This is a genomic window from Methylobacterium sp. UNC378MF (assembly GCF_900103195.1).
Lineage (GTDB): Bacteria > Pseudomonadota > Alphaproteobacteria > Rhizobiales > Beijerinckiaceae > Methylobacterium.
The window spans coordinates 114,265-131,124 of the sequence record NZ_FMWU01000018.1 but is presented as its reverse complement, the minus strand read 5'-3'; the positions used below and the strand labels follow the sequence as shown (position 1 = coordinate 131,124).

14 protein-coding genes are annotated in these 16,860 nt (G+C 69.8%); 11 read left to right on the top strand and 3 right to left on the bottom strand.

From position 1 onward, the window contains the following. The first annotated feature begins 62 nt into the window (after positions 1-62). The 5 genes from ftsZ (at position 63) to BLT59_RS19505 (ending at position 6,439) form a co-directional block, all read left to right on the top strand. Positions 63-1,805 (top strand): cell division protein FtsZ, encoded by a 1,743-nt coding sequence (ftsZ, locus tag BLT59_RS19525; RefSeq protein ID WP_091784068.1) that lies wholly within the window; start codon positions 63-65, stop codon positions 1,803-1,805. Positions 1,806-2,242: 437 nt separating this feature from the next. Continuing rightward, the gene (lpxC, locus tag BLT59_RS19520; RefSeq protein WP_091784065.1) at positions 2,243-3,190 is read left to right on the top strand and encodes a UDP-3-O-acyl-N-acetylglucosamine deacetylase; all 948 of its coding nucleotides are present in this window, start codon (positions 2,243-2,245) and stop codon (positions 3,188-3,190) included. A 192-nt stretch (positions 3,191-3,382) separates the two neighbouring features. Continuing rightward, complete coding sequence (locus BLT59_RS19515) at positions 3,383-4,264, top strand: outer membrane protein assembly factor BamD (RefSeq protein WP_091784151.1); 882 nt, start codon at positions 3,383-3,385, stop codon at positions 4,262-4,264. A gap of 184 nt (positions 4,265-4,448) precedes the next feature. Then, the gene (gene recN / locus BLT59_RS19510) at positions 4,449-6,122 is read left to right on the top strand and encodes a DNA repair protein RecN (RefSeq protein WP_091784063.1); all 1,674 of its coding nucleotides are present in this window, start codon (positions 4,449-4,451) and stop codon (positions 6,120-6,122) included. A 116-nt stretch (positions 6,123-6,238) separates the two neighbouring features. Further along, positions 6,239-6,439 carry a hypothetical protein gene (locus tag BLT59_RS19505; RefSeq protein WP_091784060.1) on the top strand — a complete coding sequence of 67 codons (201 nt, stop codon included), beginning with the start codon at positions 6,239-6,241 and terminating at the stop codon, positions 6,437-6,439. Between the two features lie 15 nt (positions 6,440-6,454). Here the strand turns inward: BLT59_RS19505 and BLT59_RS19500 are convergent, their stop codons facing one another. After that, the gene (locus tag BLT59_RS19500; protein ID WP_091784057.1) at positions 6,455-6,700 is read right to left on the bottom strand and encodes a hypothetical protein; all 246 of its coding nucleotides are present in this window, start codon (positions 6,698-6,700) and stop codon (positions 6,455-6,457) included. A 233-nt stretch (positions 6,701-6,933) separates the two neighbouring features. Between BLT59_RS19500 and pstS the strand changes: the two genes are divergently transcribed. The 6 genes from pstS to phoB all read left to right on the top strand — a co-directional run bounded on the left by pstS (position 6,934) and on the right by phoB (position 12,447). Then, positions 6,934-7,974 carry a phosphate ABC transporter substrate-binding protein PstS gene (gene pstS / locus BLT59_RS19495; protein WP_091784054.1) on the top strand — a complete coding sequence of 347 codons (1,041 nt, stop codon included), beginning with the start codon at positions 6,934-6,936 and terminating at the stop codon, positions 7,972-7,974. An 85-nt stretch (positions 7,975-8,059) separates the two neighbouring features. Then, positions 8,060-9,037 carry a phosphate ABC transporter permease subunit PstC gene (gene pstC, locus BLT59_RS19490; protein ID WP_091784049.1) on the top strand — a complete coding sequence of 326 codons (978 nt, stop codon included), beginning with the start codon at positions 8,060-8,062 and terminating at the stop codon, positions 9,035-9,037. A 12-nt stretch (positions 9,038-9,049) separates the two neighbouring features. After that, complete coding sequence (pstA, locus tag BLT59_RS19485; RefSeq protein WP_091784046.1) at positions 9,050-9,940, top strand: phosphate ABC transporter permease PstA; 891 nt, start codon at positions 9,050-9,052, stop codon at positions 9,938-9,940. 22 nt (positions 9,941-9,962) lie between these two features. Then, the gene (gene pstB, locus BLT59_RS19480; RefSeq protein ID WP_091784042.1) at positions 9,963-10,778 is read left to right on the top strand and encodes a phosphate ABC transporter ATP-binding protein PstB; all 816 of its coding nucleotides are present in this window, start codon (positions 9,963-9,965) and stop codon (positions 10,776-10,778) included. A gap of 109 nt (positions 10,779-10,887) precedes the next feature. Continuing rightward, positions 10,888-11,607 carry a phosphate signaling complex protein PhoU gene (gene phoU, locus BLT59_RS19475; RefSeq protein ID WP_091784040.1) on the top strand — a complete coding sequence of 240 codons (720 nt, stop codon included), beginning with the start codon at positions 10,888-10,890 and terminating at the stop codon, positions 11,605-11,607. Between the two features lie 144 nt (positions 11,608-11,751). Continuing rightward, positions 11,752-12,447, top strand: a complete 696-nt coding sequence (gene phoB, locus BLT59_RS19470) for a phosphate regulon transcriptional regulator PhoB (protein ID WP_091784037.1) — start codon at positions 11,752-11,754, stop codon at positions 12,445-12,447. A 183-nt stretch (positions 12,448-12,630) separates the two neighbouring features. On the opposite strand, the gene BLT59_RS19465 is transcribed toward phoB, so the two are convergent. Together BLT59_RS19465 and BLT59_RS19460 are read right to left on the bottom strand one after the other, a co-directional pair. Beyond that, complete coding sequence (locus tag BLT59_RS19465; RefSeq protein WP_175544064.1) at positions 12,631-14,802, bottom strand: protein-disulfide reductase DsbD family protein; 2,172 nt, start codon at positions 14,800-14,802, stop codon at positions 12,631-12,633. A gap of 119 nt (positions 14,803-14,921) precedes the next feature. After that, positions 14,922-16,760 (bottom strand): aminopeptidase P family protein, encoded by a 1,839-nt coding sequence (locus BLT59_RS19460; RefSeq protein WP_091784034.1) that lies wholly within the window; start codon positions 16,758-16,760, stop codon positions 14,922-14,924. Positions 16,761-16,860: the final 100 nt, after the last annotated feature.

Below are 16,860 nucleotides of genomic sequence, written 5' to 3'. Positions count from 1 at the left end.
TCGAAGTGAATCCGGCGCCCCGGCGTCGCACGGAAAGCATAGTTAGCGAGAGGCTCGACACCATGGCCATCACACTCCAGGCGCCGGACATCCGGGAACTCAAGCCCCGCATCACCGTCTTCGGCGTCGGTGGCGCCGGCGGCAACGCCGTCAACAACATGATCGAGTCAGGCCTGCTCGGCTGCGAGTTCGTCGTGGCCAACACCGACGCCCAGGCGCTCACCTCCTCGAAAGCCGAGCGGGTGATCCAGATGGGCCTGGGCGTGACGCAGGGCCTCGGCGCCGGCTCGCACCCGGAGGTCGGCTCGGCCGCCGCCGACGAGGTGATCGACGAGATCCGCGACCAGCTGTCCGGCGCCCACATGTGCTTCATCACCGCCGGCATGGGCGGCGGCACCGGCACCGGCGCGGCCCCGGTCATCGCCCGCGCGGCCCGCGACATGGGTATCCTGACGGTCGGCGTCGTGACCAAGCCGTTCCAGTTCGAGGGCATGCGCCGCATGCGCACCGCCGAGTCCGGCATCCAGGAGCTGCAGGCCGCGGTCGACACGCTGATCGTGATCCCGAACCAGAACCTGTTCCGGGTCGCCAACGAGAAGACCACCTTCGCCGACGCCTTCGCGATGGCCGACCAGGTGCTCTACTCCGGCGTCGCCTGCATCACCGACCTGATGGTGAAGGAGGGCCTCATCAACCTCGACTTCGCCGACGTCCGGGCGATCATGCGCGGCATGGGCAAGGCCATGATGGGAACCGGCGAGGCGTCCGGCGAGAAGCGCGCCAACCGCGCCGCCGAGGCGGCCATCGCCAACCCGCTCCTCGACGACGTGTCGATGAAGGGCGCCCGCGGCCTGCTGATCTCGATCACGGGCGGCTCGGACCTGACCCTCTACGAACTTGACGAGGCCGCCACCCGCATCCGCGAGGAGGTCGACCAGGACGCCAACATCATCCTGGGCGCCACCTTCGACGAGAGCCTTGACGGCATCATCCGCGTGTCGGTGGTCGCCACCGGCATCGAGCCGCTGCTGATCTCGGCGAATTCGCCGAACAACCCGGCCATCGCCGAGACCGAGCAGCGCATCGCCGAGGTCGCGGAGCGGTTGCGCGCCGAGGCCCGCGCTCGCGCCTCCTCGCCGGTCCCGAGCATCCGCACCGAATCGGTCGCCCAGGCCCCCGCGCCGCAGCCCGCCGCCGAGATGCGGCCCGAGCCACGGATCGAGAGCCGCATCGAGGCCGCCGCGCCGGTCACCCGCGACGACGTCGTGCTCGCCCCGGCCCAGGCGCGCGCCGCGGCGCCGTTCGTCCCGGCCCCCGCGCCGCAGCGGGCGGAGCCGGCCGCTGCCATCGAGGCCGGCCCGTTCGTCCCGCCGCGTCCCGCCGCCCCGACCGGCACGCCGCTCGCCCGCGCCCCCCGGATGCCGCAGATCCACGAGCTGCCGCCGATCGCCCAGACCCAGATCATGGCGAACCGCGCTGCCGAGGAGGCCGCTCCGGAATCCAAGCGGACCTCGCTGCTGCGCCGGCTCGCCACGGTGGGCTTCGGCGGTCGCCGCGAGGATATGGAGAGCGCCCCGGCGGCTCGGCCGGCGACTCCCGTCGCCCAGCCGCCGCATATGGGCCACTCCCAGATGGCCCAGCCTCACGTGCCGCCGGCGCCCCGCGCACCGGCCGCGCCCGCGGTGCCGCAATACCGCCCGGCGCAGGGCAACCTCGACGCTCAGGGCCGGGTCTCGCCGCAGTCCCGGATGATGGACGACGATCAGCTCGAGATCCCGGCCTTCCTTCGCCGCCAGGCGAACTGACCGACGCGAGTCTCGGACACGACAGCAGGGCCGGCGGGACACCGCCGGCCCTCGCGCTGCAGCAAAGCAACTCATGGTTGTTGCACCTGCCGATACCGCTCCGCGGGCCGGCGCACAGCGGGTATCGAGGCCGTTCGCGTGGTGCATCCGCGCCACAGAACGGCCGCCGGTTAGTCACGCATTAACCAACCTTTAAGCCTTTGCTGCAGCAGGATTTTGCGGTCACGGATCGGTAAGCGTGTCTGTAACAGACCGTAAGAATCCGTGATTTGGCTGCCCTGTGCGGCGCAGCTATAGAAACCATGTGATCGAGACGACACGCATCAGGACACAACCTGATCGCGTGGGCTAGGGCATCAAGCAGCGGACGGATCAGTCAGTTTTCTCCTCACCCTCAGTCGGGGTGTCGGGATCTGGTCGCGCCCGGAGGCTAAGGAATGCGAACGCACAAACAGACGACCCTCAAAGGGCCGGCGACTCTCTCGGGCATCGGGGTCCACTCCGGTAATCCCGCAGAGATCACGATCCGACCCGCTCCAGCCAATCACGGCATCGCCTTCCTTCGCACCGGTACCACCCACGGCAATGACCGCCTGATCAAGGCGCATCACGCCCTCGTCTCCGCGACCGAACTCTGCACCGTCCTGGGTGATGTCGAGACCGGCGCCGTCGCCACCGTCGAGCACCTGATGTCCGCCCTGTACGGTCTGGGCGTCGACAATGCCCTGATCGAGATCGACGGCCCCGAGATGCCGATCCTCGACGGATCCGCGCTCCCCTTCGTCCAGGCGATCGACCAGGTCGGGATCGCCACCTGCGACACCCCGCGGCGCTGGCTCAAGATCCTCCGCCACGTGCGCATCGAGACCGGCACGTCCTTCGCGGAACTGCGCCCGATCGACCGCGGCTTCCGCGTGGACGTCGAGATCGACTTCGAGAGCCCGGTGATCGGCCGCTCCCGCAAGGCGATGGACCTGTCGCCCGCTTCCTATCGCCGCGAGATCGCCGGTGCCCGGACCTTCGGGATGATGCGGGACGTGGAGCGTTACTGGAAGGCGGGCTTCGCCCTCGGCGCCTCGCTGGAGAACACGGTGGCAGTCGGCGAGACCGCGGTGGTGAATCCGGAGGGCCTGCGTTTCCAGGACGAGTTCGTCCGCCACAAGATCCTCGACGCGATCGGCGATCTTGCGCTGGCCGGCCTGCCGATCCAGGGCGCCTACCGCTCCTATTGCGGCGGCCACCGGATGAATGTCGGGGTGCTCTCGGCCCTCTTCGCCGACCGGGCGAACTACGCCATCGTCGAGGCCCAGGGCTCGCGCCGCGAGACCGTGCTGGCCGAACTGGGCGTCGGCCTCAGCATCGCCGCCTTCGCGGGCGACCTGTAGAAAACCCTCTGTGGCCATTAGGACACAGCTGGCAACCGATCCTGGCGGTCGCAGCCTTGCCGCTTTCGTGCCCGAATCGAACGGCAGGGTTTAACGGTCCGTGAACGGCGGGCACGGCCCGAGGCGGGCCGGATCCACCCACGCGATGGCATGACGGCGCGAAACAGCGCCGGTTCCGGGAAAGAGCGCCAGATGCCTGTCACCATTCGTCATCGCCGGGCGGCGGCCTTCGCGGCGCCCTTCGTGGCCCTCCTCGGCCTCGGCCTCGGCGGCTGCGACTTCGATCCGACCAGCATCTTCGCCGAGAAGTACAAGCCCGAGGTCGTTCCCGATGTTCCGGCCGACAAGCTGTACAGCGACGGCTTGGCCAAGCTCGAGGACAGCGACTACGAGGGCGCCGTCAAGAAATTCGACAGCCTGGACAAGCAGTACCAGTATTCGGAGTGGTCCCGGAAGGCGCTGTTGATGACGGCCTACGCCAATTACGAGGGCCAGAAATACGACGACGCGATCAGCGCCTCGAAGCGCTACCTGCAGCGGCATCCGGCCAGCAAGGATGCCGCCTACGCGCAGTACCTGATGGCGATGTCGAACTATAAGCAGATCCCGGACGTCACCCGCGATCAGGAGCGGTCCGAGAAGGCGCTCGCCGCTCTTCAGGAGCTGGTTCAGAAGTATCCGACCTCGGAATACGCCACGGACGCGAAGGCGAAGATCCAGATCACCCGCGATCAGCTCGCCGGCAAGGAGATGGAGATCGGGCGCTTCTACCTGGAGAAGCGCAATTTCCCGGCGGCGATCAACCGCTTCCGCGACGTGGTCGCCAAGTACCAGACCACCCGCCACGCCGAGGAGGCGCTCGAGCGCCTGACCGAGGCCTATTGGGCGCTGGGCATCACCCAGGAGGCGCAGAACGCCGCCGCGGTGCTCGGCCACAACTTCCCGGAAAGCCCCTGGTACAAGGACGCGCACGCGCTCCTGGCTCAAGGTGGCCTTGAGCCCCGCGAGGAGAAGACCTCCTTCCTCTCGAAGATCTACCGCACGGTCACCGGCAAGACCGCCTCGGCCGAGTAAGCGTCCGGGTCCGCGCAGGGCCAGCCCACAAAACCATCGAGGCCCGGAGCCGCCGCTCCGGGCCTTTTCCATTGCGGCGCCCCTTGCGGCACACCGACTGAGCGGTGCGACGCATTTTTGGGGTGAATCCGCGCCGCAGCAGCCTTATGTCTGCGGTCCCATCCTGAGGAATCCCCGTCGCCGCATGCTGGCGCAGCTCGCGATCCGCGACATCGTCCTGATCGATAGGCTCGAACTGAATTTCCGATCGGGGCTCAGCGTCCTGACCGGAGAGACGGGCGCGGGCAAATCGATCCTGCTCGACGCCTTCGCCCTGGCGCTCGGCGGCCGCGGCGATGGCCGCCTGGTGCGCCACGGCGAGGCGCAAGGAGTCGTCACGGCGGTGTTCGATCTGCCCGTCGACCATCCCGCGCGCCGGATCGCGGCCGACGCCGAGATCGACACCGAGGGCGAGCTGATCCTGCGCCGGACACAGATGGCGGACGGCCGAACCCGCGCCTTCGTCAACGACCAGCCGGTGGGCGTGCAGGTCCTCCGGGCGATCGGCGCGGCCCTGGTGGAGATCCACGGGCAGCACGACGACCGGGCGCTCGCAGACCCCGCCTCGCACCGGGCGATCCTCGATGCCTTCGGTGGGCTTCAGGCCCAGCTTGCCAAGGTCGCGGCTGCGTCGCGGGCCGTGAGGACGGCCCGCACCGAACTCGCCGAGCACCGCGCCCGCGTGGAGACGGCCCGCAAGGAGGCCGACTTCCTGCGCCATGCCGTGGAGGAACTCGCCGAACTCGCGCCGCTTCCCGGTGAGGAGGCCCAGCTCGCCGAGCGCCGCACGATCATGCAGCAATCCGAGAAGGTCGCGCGCGAGCTCAACGAAGCTCTGGAAGCGGTCGCCGGTCCCCATTCCGGCGCGTCGCATCTCTCCGCCGCCCTGCGCAAGCTGGAGCGCCGCGCCGCGCAGCTTCCGGCTCTCGTGGAGCCGTGCGTGACGGCCCTCGACGCCGCGATGGTCGCCCTCGACGAGGCCCGTGCAATCCTCGACGCGGCGGTGGCCGAGACGGAGTTTGATCCCCGCGACCTGGAGCGCGTGGAGGAGCGGCTCTTCGCCCTGCGCGCCGCCTCGCGGAAATACGACGTTCCGGCCGACGACCTCGCGGCCCTGGCGCAGCGCTACGCCGACGACGTTGCGGCCATCGATGCCGGCGAGGCGGCTCTGGCCGGGCTCGAGCAGGCGCTCGCGGTGGCCGAGGCCGCCTATGCCGAGGCCGCGGAGAGGCTCAGTGCCGGGCGCCGCCGCGCAGCCAAGCAGCTCGACGCTGCCGTGAAGGCCGAGTTGCCGCCGCTCAAGCTGGAGCGGGCCCGGTTCATCACCGAGATCGTCACGGATCCGGAATCCCGCGATCCGGCCGGCACCGACCGGGTCGAGTTCTGGGCCCAGACCAATCCGGGGACCAAGCCCGGCCCGATGATGAAGGTCGCCTCGGGCGGTGAGCTGTCGCGCTTCATGCTGGCCCTCAAGGTGGTGCTGGCCGACAAGGGCTCCGCCCCGACCCTGATCTTCGACGAGATCGATACCGGAGTCGGCGGTGCGGTGGCGGATGCGATCGGGATGCGGCTCGCCCGGCTGGCGGCGACCGTGCAGGTGGTCGCGGTGACCCATGCCCCCCAGGTCGCCGCCCGCGCCGAGACGCATTTCCTGATCGCCAAGGCGCCGGTGAAAGGAGCCGGCCGCGTCGCCACCCGGGTGGCGAGCCTGCCCGTCGCCGAGCGCCGGGAGGAGATCGCCCGGATGCTGGCGGGCGCCATCGTCACCGACGAGGCCCGCGCGGCCGCGGCCCGGCTCCTCCAGGGCGCCGATGCATAAGCTGCCGGCAACCTTAACCGTTGGTTGCATGCAACGATTCGTTAACCATTCATAGTGAGAGTGATGGCATCCCGGTGCCGCGACAGGTTTGGGCGGTCGAAGGGCGGGAGGGAGCCATGAAGCCGTCACTCGTCGAGTCCGATGCGCACCTGTCTGCGGGACGACCGCTGAAGCGCGCGGTCGACACCCGCCAGCTCGGCCTCACCCTCCGCACGGTCTACGAGGGCAGCGTCGACACGCAGCCGATCACCGATACGCACGTGGAGCTGCTCCTGCGCCTGCGCCAGAAGGAGCGGGAGTTGCGCCGGGCGATCTGACCCGGCCCCGCGTCGCTACCAGCGGCGCGCGCCCGGCCGTCGCCGGTACTCGGCAGCCCGAATCAGCGTCAGCACGCGGTCGAGGCTGACCAGCAGTTCCGCCTCCTCGCACCGCGCCGCGCTGGCGGCCGCCGGATCGGCGCTGAATTTCTGACGTGCCTGTGCCAACGTCAGCGCACGCTCCACAGCTTCCCGCTCCGCGTGCAGGGCCAACCAGGCCGGATCGGCTTCCGCCGCTGTATCGACCTCCTCGCCGCCCACGATTCCGATATCCTTCCATCGCCGTTGCCGAAGAGGAACGCGCGAGATCCCGGAACCGTGCCGCGGGAACCGCGGCGCGATGTCATGCCGGTGTCATCTACCTGTCGTAACCGCCCGTCCATCGGGCGGCCGGCGCTGGGTCTCTTCGGAAGATCGGCCACAGAGCTCTGCCGCGGGCATGGGCTTGCCGGCAGGGCAGCGCAGGCTCTTGCCCGACGGCAACGGAGAATCCCTTGAGACCCTTCGCTTACGCGCTCGCCGTCGGCCTCGCGACGGTTCAGCTGGCGTCCGCGGCGCTCGCCGCCGATATCACCGGCGCCGGGGCCACGTTCCCCTTCCCGGTCTATTCCAAGTGGGCCGAGGCCTATCGCAAGGGGACCGGCGCGGGCCTCAACTATCAGTCGATCGGCTCCGGCGGCGGCATCAAGCAGATCCAGGCCAAGACGGTCGATTTCGGCGCCACCGACGCGCCCCTGAAGCCCGAGCAGCTTGCCAAGGACGGCCTCGTCCAGTTCCCGACCGTCATGGGCGGGGTCGTGCCGGTGGTGAACATTCCCGGGATCGAGCCGGGCAAGCTCAAGCTCACGGGCGACGTGCTGGCCGACATCTACGCCGGCAAGATCGCGAAGTGGAGCGATCCTCGGATCGCCAAGCTCAATGACGGGCTGAAGCTCCCCGACGCGAACATCACCCCGGTCTACCGCTCCGATGCGTCGGGCACGACCAACATCTTCACCACCTACCTGGCTCAGGTCTCCGAGCCCTGGAAGAAGGAATACGGTGCGGCCACCACGATCTCCTGGCCGGTGGGCCAGGGCGGCAAGGGCAACGAGGGCGTCACCGCGACCGTGAAGCAGGTTCCGAACGCGGTCGGCTACGTCGAGTCCGCCTACGCCAAGCAGAACAAGCTCTCCTACGCCCTCCTGCAGAACAAGGCCGGCAAGTATCCGCAGCCCGACGACAAGGCGTTCCAGGCCGCGGCGGCGAGCGCCGACTGGAAGTCGACCCCGGGCTTCGGCATCTCGCTGACCAATCAGCCGGGTGAGGATGCGTGGCCGATCACGGCGGCGACCTTCATCCTGGTCCACAAGGATGCCGCGGATCCGGCCAAGGCCGCCGATGTGCTCAAGTTCTTCGACTGGGCCTACAAGAATGGCGACAAGCTTGCCACCGACCTCGACTATGTCCCGCTGCCGGACAACGTCGTCGAGCTCATCCACCAGGAGTGGAAAGACGTGAAGGGCAAGGACGGTAAGCCTGTCTTCAACATGTGAGCGTGGCCGGGAGGAGGTGACAACCTCCTCCCTCGCTTCCGGGAACGCAGCGCGCTACCACGCCACCCTTCGCAGAGAACCGCGGATGCCCGCTTTGACAGAATCGATCGCCGTCGGCCGAACCCGTTCCGCGACCGCGCGGAAGGCGCCGAGCCGGAGCCTCGACACCCTGTTCCGGACCTTCTCGTACGGCGCCGCGCTGCTGGTGCTACTCGTCCTCGCCGGCATCCTCGGCTCGATCCTGTACGGCGGCTGGCCCGCCTTCCGCGAGTTCGGCTTCGGCTTCCTGACCTCGAGCGCCTGGAACGTCGGGACCGAGCAGTACGGCGCCCTGGTGGCGGTGATCGGGACCGTCGCCTCCGCCTTCCTGGCCCTGCTGATCGGTGTCCCCGTCTCCCTCGGGATCGCGGTCTATCTCACCCAGCTCTGCCCGGGCTGGGCGCGCAAGCCGGTCGCCATGACGATCGAGCTGCTCGCCGCCGTGCCGAGCATCATCTACGGCATGTGGGGCCTGTTCGTGTTCGCGCCGCTGTTCGCGCGCTACGTCCAGATGCCGGTCTCGAACCTCGTCGAGGGCATGCCGATCATCGGCACGCTGTTCTATGCCCGGGTTCCCTCGGGCGTCGGCGTGTTCACCGCCGGGATCATCCTGGCGATCATGATCGTGCCGTTCATCGCCTCGATCGCCCGCGACATGCTCGACCAGATCCCCACGGTCCTGCGCGAGAGCGCCTACGGGATCGGCTGCACCACCTGGGAGGTGGTGCGCCACGTGCTGGTGCCGCAGGCCGCGGTCTCGATCATCGGTGCGATCATGCTCGGCCTCGGCCGCGCGCTCGGCGAGACGATGGCGGTGACCTTCGTGATCGGCAACGCCAACCGCCTCTCGGCCTCGATCTTCGACCCGAGTTCCACCATCGCGTCGCGCATCGCCAACGAGTTCAACGAGGCGGACGGCCTCCAGCTGAACGCCCTGATGGCGCTGGGCTGCATCCTGTTCGTGATCACCTTCGTGGTGCTCATCATCGCCCGGCTGCTGACGCGCCGCGTCCAGTCCGCCTGAGGAACCCGCGCGATGGACGCTTCCAACACGATCACCACGACCACCGGGCGCCGTTCCGGCCGAGTCCGCCACGGCCGCCGCGTCGCCGACCGGGTCCTGCGGATCGCCTGTACCGGCGCGACCCTGGTGGGCGCCCTGGTCCTGGGCTCGATCCTGGTGATGCTGATCGTCCAGGGCGTGCGCGGCTTCACGCCGACCCTGTTCACCAACCCGACTCCGGGTCCGGGTTCCGAGGGCGGCGGCATCGCCAACGCGATCCTCGGCAGCCTCGTCCTGACCGGGATCGGCATCCTGATCGCCACGCCCATCGGCGTCATGGCCGGCACTTATCTCGCCGAATACGGGCGCGGCTCGAAGCTGGCTGCCCTGATCCGTTTCCTCAACGACATCCTGCTCTCGGCACCGTCGATCCTCATCGGCCTGTTCGTCTACACGCTGATGGTGCGGCCGATGGGGACCTATTCGGGCTGGGCCGGCGGCGTGGCGCTCGCGATCATCGCGGTTCCGGTGATCGTGCGCACCACCGAGGACATGCTGCGCCTCGTCCCCGGCACCCTGCGGGAGGCCGGCGCGGCCCTTGGCGCGCCGCCCTCGACGGTGATCATGAGCGTGACGTGGCGGGCGGCCTCGGCCGGCATCGTGACCGGCATCATCCTGGCGCTCGCCCGCATCGCCGGCGAGACGGCGCCGCTGCTGTTCACTGCGCTCAACAACAATTCCTGGTTCTCCGCCAACCTGATGGGCGGCGTCGCGAACCTGCCGGTGATGATCTACCAGTTCGCCCTCTCGCCCTACCCGAACTGGCAGGGCCTCGCCTGGGCGGGCGCGCTCCTGATCACCGCGACCATCCTGGCGCTGTCGATCATCGCGCGCCTCGTGATCAAGCCGCAGGCCTCGCGCTGAGACCCCTTTCGAGGACACGACGATGAACGCCGCCTCCGCGATCCCCACGGTCGAGCTGAACCGCAACCGCGCCGACGAGGGCGGCCCCGTGCGGATCGCCGTGAAGGACCTGAACTTCTACTACGGAAGCTTCCACGGGCTGAAGGACGTCAACCTCGACTTCCACGACCGGCAGGTCACGGCGCTGATCGGCCCGTCCGGCTGCGGCAAGTCCACCCTGCTGCGCTGCTTCAACCGGATCTACAGCCTCTACCCGGAGCAGCGGGCCGAGGGCGAGATCCTGCTCGACGGCGAGAACATCCTCAGCCCGTCCATCGACCTGAACGAGCTGCGCTCGCGCATCGGCATGGTGTTCCAGAAGCCGACGCCGTTCCCGATGTCGATCTACGACAACGTCGCCTTCGGCCTGCGCCTCTACGAGAAGCTGCCGAAATCCGAGCTGGACGGCCGGATCGAGGAATCCCTGCGCAAGGCCGCCCTGTGGGACGAGGTGAAGGACAAGCTTCGGCAGCAGGGGACCGGCCTGTCCGGCGGTCAGCAGCAGCGCCTGTGCATCGCCCGGACGGTGGCGCAGAAACCAGAGGTGATCCTGTTCGACGAGCCGACCTCGGCCCTCGACCCGATCTCCACCGGCCGCATCGAGGAGCTGATCGAGCAGCTGCGCGACGAGTTCACGATCGTGATCGTCACCCACAACATGCAGCAGGCGGCGCGCATCTCGCAGTTCACCGCCTTCATGTATCTGGGGCAGCTCGTCGAGTTCGGTCCGACCAATCGGATGTTCATGAACCCGACGGAACGCCGCACGCAGGACTACATCACCGGCCGCTTCGGCTAGTCTGCCGGGCCGCTCCGGTCCCGGGACCGCCGCTCGCGTCTCCGGCGCGCCGGCAGATCCCGCAAGCCTCCCGGAGGGCCGTCCCCGGGACCCCATCGAAGGATCCGCCATGCCCGGCCATATCGTCACCTCCTACGACACCGACCTGGAGAACCTGCGTCGCTCGATCTCGGAGATGGGCGGCGTCGCCGAGAAGATGACCGCGGAGGCGACCGACGCCCTCGTGCGCCGGGACGACACCCTCGCCCAGGCGGTGATCCTCGCCGACAAGCGCCTCGACGCGCTGCAGCGGGACATCGAGGAGCGCGCGGTCCTGCTGATCGCCCGGCGCCAGCCCCTGGCGATCGACCTGCGCGAGACCATCTCGGCGATCCGCGTCTCCGGCGATCTCGAGCGGATCGGCGACCTCGCCAAGAACGTCGCCAAGCGGGTGGTGGCGATCTCCGACCAGGCGCCGGCCCAGAAGATCGTGCTCGGCGTGCGCCACATGAGCGACCTCGCCGAGGGCCAGCTCAAGGACGTGCTCGACGCCTATGCGAGCCGCGACGTCCAGGCGGCCCACGACGTCTGGGAGCGCGACGGCGAGATCGACGCCCTGTACAACTCCCTGTTTCGCGAACTCCTGACCTACATGATGGAGGATCCGCGCAATATCTCGTTCTGCACACATCTGCTGTTCTGCGCCAAGAACGTCGAGCGCATCGGCGACCACACCACCAACATCGCCGAGACGATCCACTATCTCGCCACCGGCGAGACCCTGGCGGGCGACCGGCCCAAGAACGATGCGTCGAACTATGTGACGGTGGACGGTGTCCAGGCTCCGTGAGCGCCCGGCCGCGGCCCCGGCGCCGCATGGCACGCGCCTTCCCGCGGGGCGCGGCCGGAGTGACCGTACGTATGGGTTGAGGCGCGGCGGCGCCTCCTGCAGCATCCGCCGGACCGCCGGTAGAACGGATCTTCGAACGTGAGCATGCAAGTCCTGATCGTCGAGGACGAGGAGGCGCTGACCACGCTGCTGCGCTACAACCTGGAAGCCGAGGGCTTCCTGGTGGATTCGGCGGCGCGCGGCGACGATGCCGAAGTGCTCCTGGCGGAGCGGATCCCGGACCTCGTCCTGCTCGACTGGATGCTGCCGGGCCTCTCGGGGATCGAGCTCTGCCGCCGGATCCGGGCGCGCCGCGAGACCGAGCGGCTGCCGGTGATCATGCTCACCGCCCGGGGCGAGGAGGGCGACCGGATCCGCGGTCTCGGCACCGGCGCCGACGACTACATCGTCAAGCCGTTTTCCGTGCCGGAACTGCTCGCCCGGATCCGCGCGCTGCTGCGTCGGGCCAAGCCCGCCCATGTCTCGGATCGGCTGGCAGCGGGCGACCTGGAACTCGACCGGACCGGCCACCGCGTCCGGCGCGGCGGCGAAGAGCTGCATCTGGGCCCCACGGAGTTCCGGCTCCTGGAATTCCTGATGCTGGCGCCCGGCCGGGTCTTCTCCCGCGAGCAGCTTCTCGACGGGGTCTGGGGGCACGACGTCTACATCGACGAGCGCACCGTCGACGTCCATGTCGGGCGGCTGCGCAAGGCGCTGAACGGCCCGCGCCAAGCCGATCCGATCCGCACGGTTCGCGGCTCGGGCTATGCCTTCGACGAGACCTTCTCGCTGGAAGCTTGAGGCGGGATCGAAGCGTACCGGAACGAGGATCGGTCGGCCGCGGCCTCAGTACGCGCGCGGGGCCGTGCCGCTCGGCCATACGACGTCGGCGGGTGCGGCGCCGCCGGATTGCGTCGCTCCGCTCGCAAGGACAGCGGGCCGGGCGTTTCGACGCGCGTGCGGCTTCAGGACCCTCTCGACCTTTCAGCGGGCCAGCGCCGCGCTCCGGCCGGACACGGCTGGCACCGCCTCCAGCGCCGCCAGAACCGTCCCCTCGGTGAGGATCTGCGGGAGAACCTGGGGTTCCCCGGTTCCGGTGTAGAGCAGGTAGAGCGGGACGCCGCTGCGCCCGTGCTTCTCCAGGAGGCGGGTGATCTCGGGATTCTGATTGGTCCAGTCGCCCTTCATGTAGGTCACGCCGCGCTCGGCCATCGCGGCGCGCACGGCCTTGGTGTTGAGCGAGGTCGCCTCGTTCACCGCGCAGGTGATGCACCACGCGGCCGTCATGTCGATGAAGACGGGGCGATGCGCGTCGACCAGGGCGTCGAGGCGCGCCTGGGTGAACGGCTCGACCCCGTCGGCGGCGGCCTGCGCCGACGGCACGGCGCGGTCCCGCGGCAGGGTCACCGCAAGGGCGGCCACGGCGATCAGCGCGAGAGCCGCGGCGACCTGCGCGATCCGGCCGACCTTGGGCGCGGCGGCGCGGCCATGCTCCCAGGCCCAGGCGGCGAAGCCCACCAGCACCAGGCCGATCAGCGCCGCCAGCAGGCCGCGCGGATCCACCTGCTGCGCCAGCACCCAGATCAGCCACGCCACGGTGGCGTAGACCGGGAAGGCGAGGACCTGCTTCAGGGTCTCCATCCAGGCGCCCGGCCGCGGCAGCGCACGCAAGGCCCTCGGCCAGAGGGTGAGCACCAGGAAGGGTAGGGCGAGGCCGAAGCCGAGGCTCGCGAAGACGGCGAGCGCGACGCCGGCGCTCTGGGTCAGCGCGAAGCCCACAGCCGAGCCCATGAACGGCGCCGTGCAGGGCGTCGCCACCAGGGTCGCGAGCACGCCCGTGAAGAACGAGCCGCTCAGGCCGGCACGGTGGGTAAGGCCGTCGCCGAGGCCGGCGAGTCGGCCGCCGACATGGACTGCACCCGACAGGCTCAGGCCCATCGCGAACAGCAGATAGGCGAGCCCCGCCACCATGGCGGGCGATTGCAGTTGGAACCCCCAGCCGATCGCGGCCCCGCCACCCTTCAGGGCGATCAGCAGGGCGGCAAGACCCAGGAAGCTCGCCAGAACGCCCGCCGTATAGGCGAGGCCGTGCATCCGCAGCCGGGCCGGCCCCTCGCCGGCATGCCGCACGAGGCTCAGCACCTTGATGGACAAAACCGGGAAGACGCAGGGCATCAGGTTGAGGATCAGCCCGCCCAGGAAGGCGAAGACCGCGGCGGTCGCGAGGGTCAACGCGTCGAAGTCGGCGGCGACCGGCGGGGCTGCGACCGGACTCGGAGCGCTCGAGGCCGCCGCGGCGGCCGGGAGCACGGGCTCGTCCCCATACGCGAAGGCGAGGCGGCGGCTTCCGGCGGTGCCGACCTCGTCGAGCGTCAGGACGCCCGGGAGGGTGGCGGGAGCCGGATCGGTCGGGCTGCTCCGCCCGACGGTCAGGTGCACGCCGGTCTCGTCGACGGACATCACCTGTGCGGCGGCGTTGTCGATCGCCGTCTCGGCATAGGGAAAATACGCGGCGTTCCGGATGGAGTCGGCCTTGAGGCCGGTCGCGGCGAAATCGAGGCGCAGGGTGTCGCCCTGGCTCGACAGGCGCAGGGGCCAGAGCGCCGGCACGGGCAGCGCGGCGCGGGCGCGCGCGAACAGAGCGGCGTTGGCCGGGTCCGGCTCGGCCTTGCCCACCGGTAGGGTGAGAGCGAGATCGGCCGAACCCGGGACGCACTCGGTCTCGCAGACGAGATAGGTCAGCTTCGCCTGGATCTGCACGGGATCGGCCGGGTCGAGGCTCGGCGGCGGCGTCACGGGCACGAGGAGCGTGACCTCGCCCTCGTAACCATAATTCATGAGCGTCGCGATCGGGATCCGCTCCGGCGCCGGCCACCGGATCGCGCCGGCATTGAAGCCGGCCGGCAGGGTCCAGGTCACCTCCGGGGGCAGGCCGGAATCGCCCGGATTGCGCCAGTAGACGTGCCAGCCCGACTTGATCTGCATCCGCACCGCCAGCGTGAAAGGCTGCGCGCCAGCAACCGCCGCGGGCTCCGCCACGAGGCTCGCCCGCACGAGGTCCGGCGGCGTGCGGAAGCCTTGCGGGAGACCCTGCGCCGCAGCGGCCGAGAGGCTCGCGGCGAAGGCCAGGATCAGAATGGCGAGACGGCGGATCATACTGTCCCTTCGCGCGCAGGACGGTCGCGGTTTCATGCGCGGCGTGTCCAGTCCGGGGCGGGCATTTTCATGGTCCCGGGTCTTACCACGGGCCGCGCCCGGGGTCCTGCGCCGGGGACTCAAGTGTCAAGCGGTGCCGTCGCCCGCTCCAGCCAGTCGCGGGTCCCGGCATCGAGCCCGGACGCCAGGGCGTCGCGTACCCGGGCATGATAGGCGTCGATCCAGGCGCGCTCCTCCGGTTCGAGAAGGTCCGGCTCGATCAGCCGCCGGTCGTAGGGGGCGAGCGTCAACGTCTCGAAGCCGAGCATCGGGCGCTCGCCGCCGGCGATCGCGCGGGGCTCGACCAGGACAAGGTTCTCGATCCGGATGCCGTAGGCGCCGCGGGCGTAATAGCCGGGCTCGTTCGACAGGATCATGCCGGGCTCCAGCGCCACCGTGCCGGTCTTGGCGATCCGCTGTGGCCCCTCGTGCACAGACAGGAAGGCGCCGACGCCGTGGCCGGTGCCGTGATCGAAGTCGAGGCCCGCCTGCCAGAGCGGTGCCCGTGCGAAGGCGTCGATCTGTGCGCCGGTCGTGCCGACCGGGAACACCGCCCGGGCGATCGCGACATGTCCCTTCAGCACCCGTGTGAAGCGGTCGCGCATTTCAGCGCTCGGCACACCCACCGCGACCGTGCGGGTGATGTCGGTGGTGCCGTCTGCATATTGCGCACCGGAATCGATCAGGAACAGCTCGCCGGTCTGGACCGCCCGGTCGGTGGTGCGGCTGACCCGGTAATGGACGATCGCCCCGTTCGGCCCGGATCCCGAGATCGTCGGGAACGACACCTCGCGCAGATCGCCGCCCGCGGCCCGGAAATCCTCGAGCGCCTCGACGGCGGCGATCTCGGTGAGGCCACCGCCCAGGGCGGCGCCGTCGAGCCAGGCGAGGAAGCGCACGACACTCGTCCCATCGCGGATATGGGCGGCCCGCGCGCCGGCGATCTCGGCGGCGTTCTTGACCGCCTTCATGCCGGTGATCGGATCCTTGCCGACATCGGCGGTGCCGCCGGCGGCTTCGATCTTCTCCTTCAGGGCGACTGCACCGGTGGCCGCATCGAGGCGGACGCGCACACCGGCCAGGGATGCCAGCCCGTCGTCCAGCTCTGCCCGGGGCAGGATCTCGGCGATCGGGGCGAGCGCCGCGCGCAGGGCCGGATCGACGTTCGGCGAGACGAGGAACAGTCGCGCCAGCCCCGCGCGCGGCAGGATGGCGTAGCCCAGCGCCAGCGGCGTATGCGCGACATCGGCGCCGCGCAGGTTGAAGGCCCAGGCGAGATTGTGCGGATCCGAGATCACCAGGGCATCGCAGCCGCCCTCGGCGAGGGCTGCCCGAACCCGGCCGAGCTTGTCGGCGGATGACTCGCCGCACAGCGTGTCCGGATGGACCACCACGGGTCCGGCGGGCGGCCGCGGGCGGCCGGCCCAGACCGCGTCGACGAGGTTCGGCACCGCCCGCACCGCGCCGCCGGCCCGGGTCACGACCCGCTCCAGGCGCGCCAGACTATCCGGCGTATGCAGCCAGGGATCGTAACCCAGCACCTGATCCCGCCTGAGGTTGGCGGCGATCCAGGCCTCCGGCGTCGACTCGGCCAGCGGCACCACCGCGAGGATGCCGGTATCGACCTGCTCGGGCGCCTGCAGGGTATAGCGCCCATCGACGACCAGCGCCGCGGATTCCATCAGGATCACGGCCGTCCCGGCCGAGCCGGTGAAGCCGGTGAGCCAGGCCAGACGCTCGGCATCGGCCGGAACGTATTCGGATTGATGCTCATCGGCCCGCGGCACGACAAAGCCGTCGAGCCCGTGCTCGCGCAGAGCGGCCCGCAGGGCCTCGATCCGCTCCGCGCCCTTCCGGTGGCTCGGGTCCTCGAAGCTCTGGAAGCGCGGGCGCGGCCGGGACGGGCTGGTCTCTGTCATGCGGCGAGCCTAGCGCCCGCCGCTCCCGCGTCGCAACACCCCACCCGCACGCCGAGGAGCAGGATGCGGTGGTTAAAGATCGTCAACAATCTTATCACGC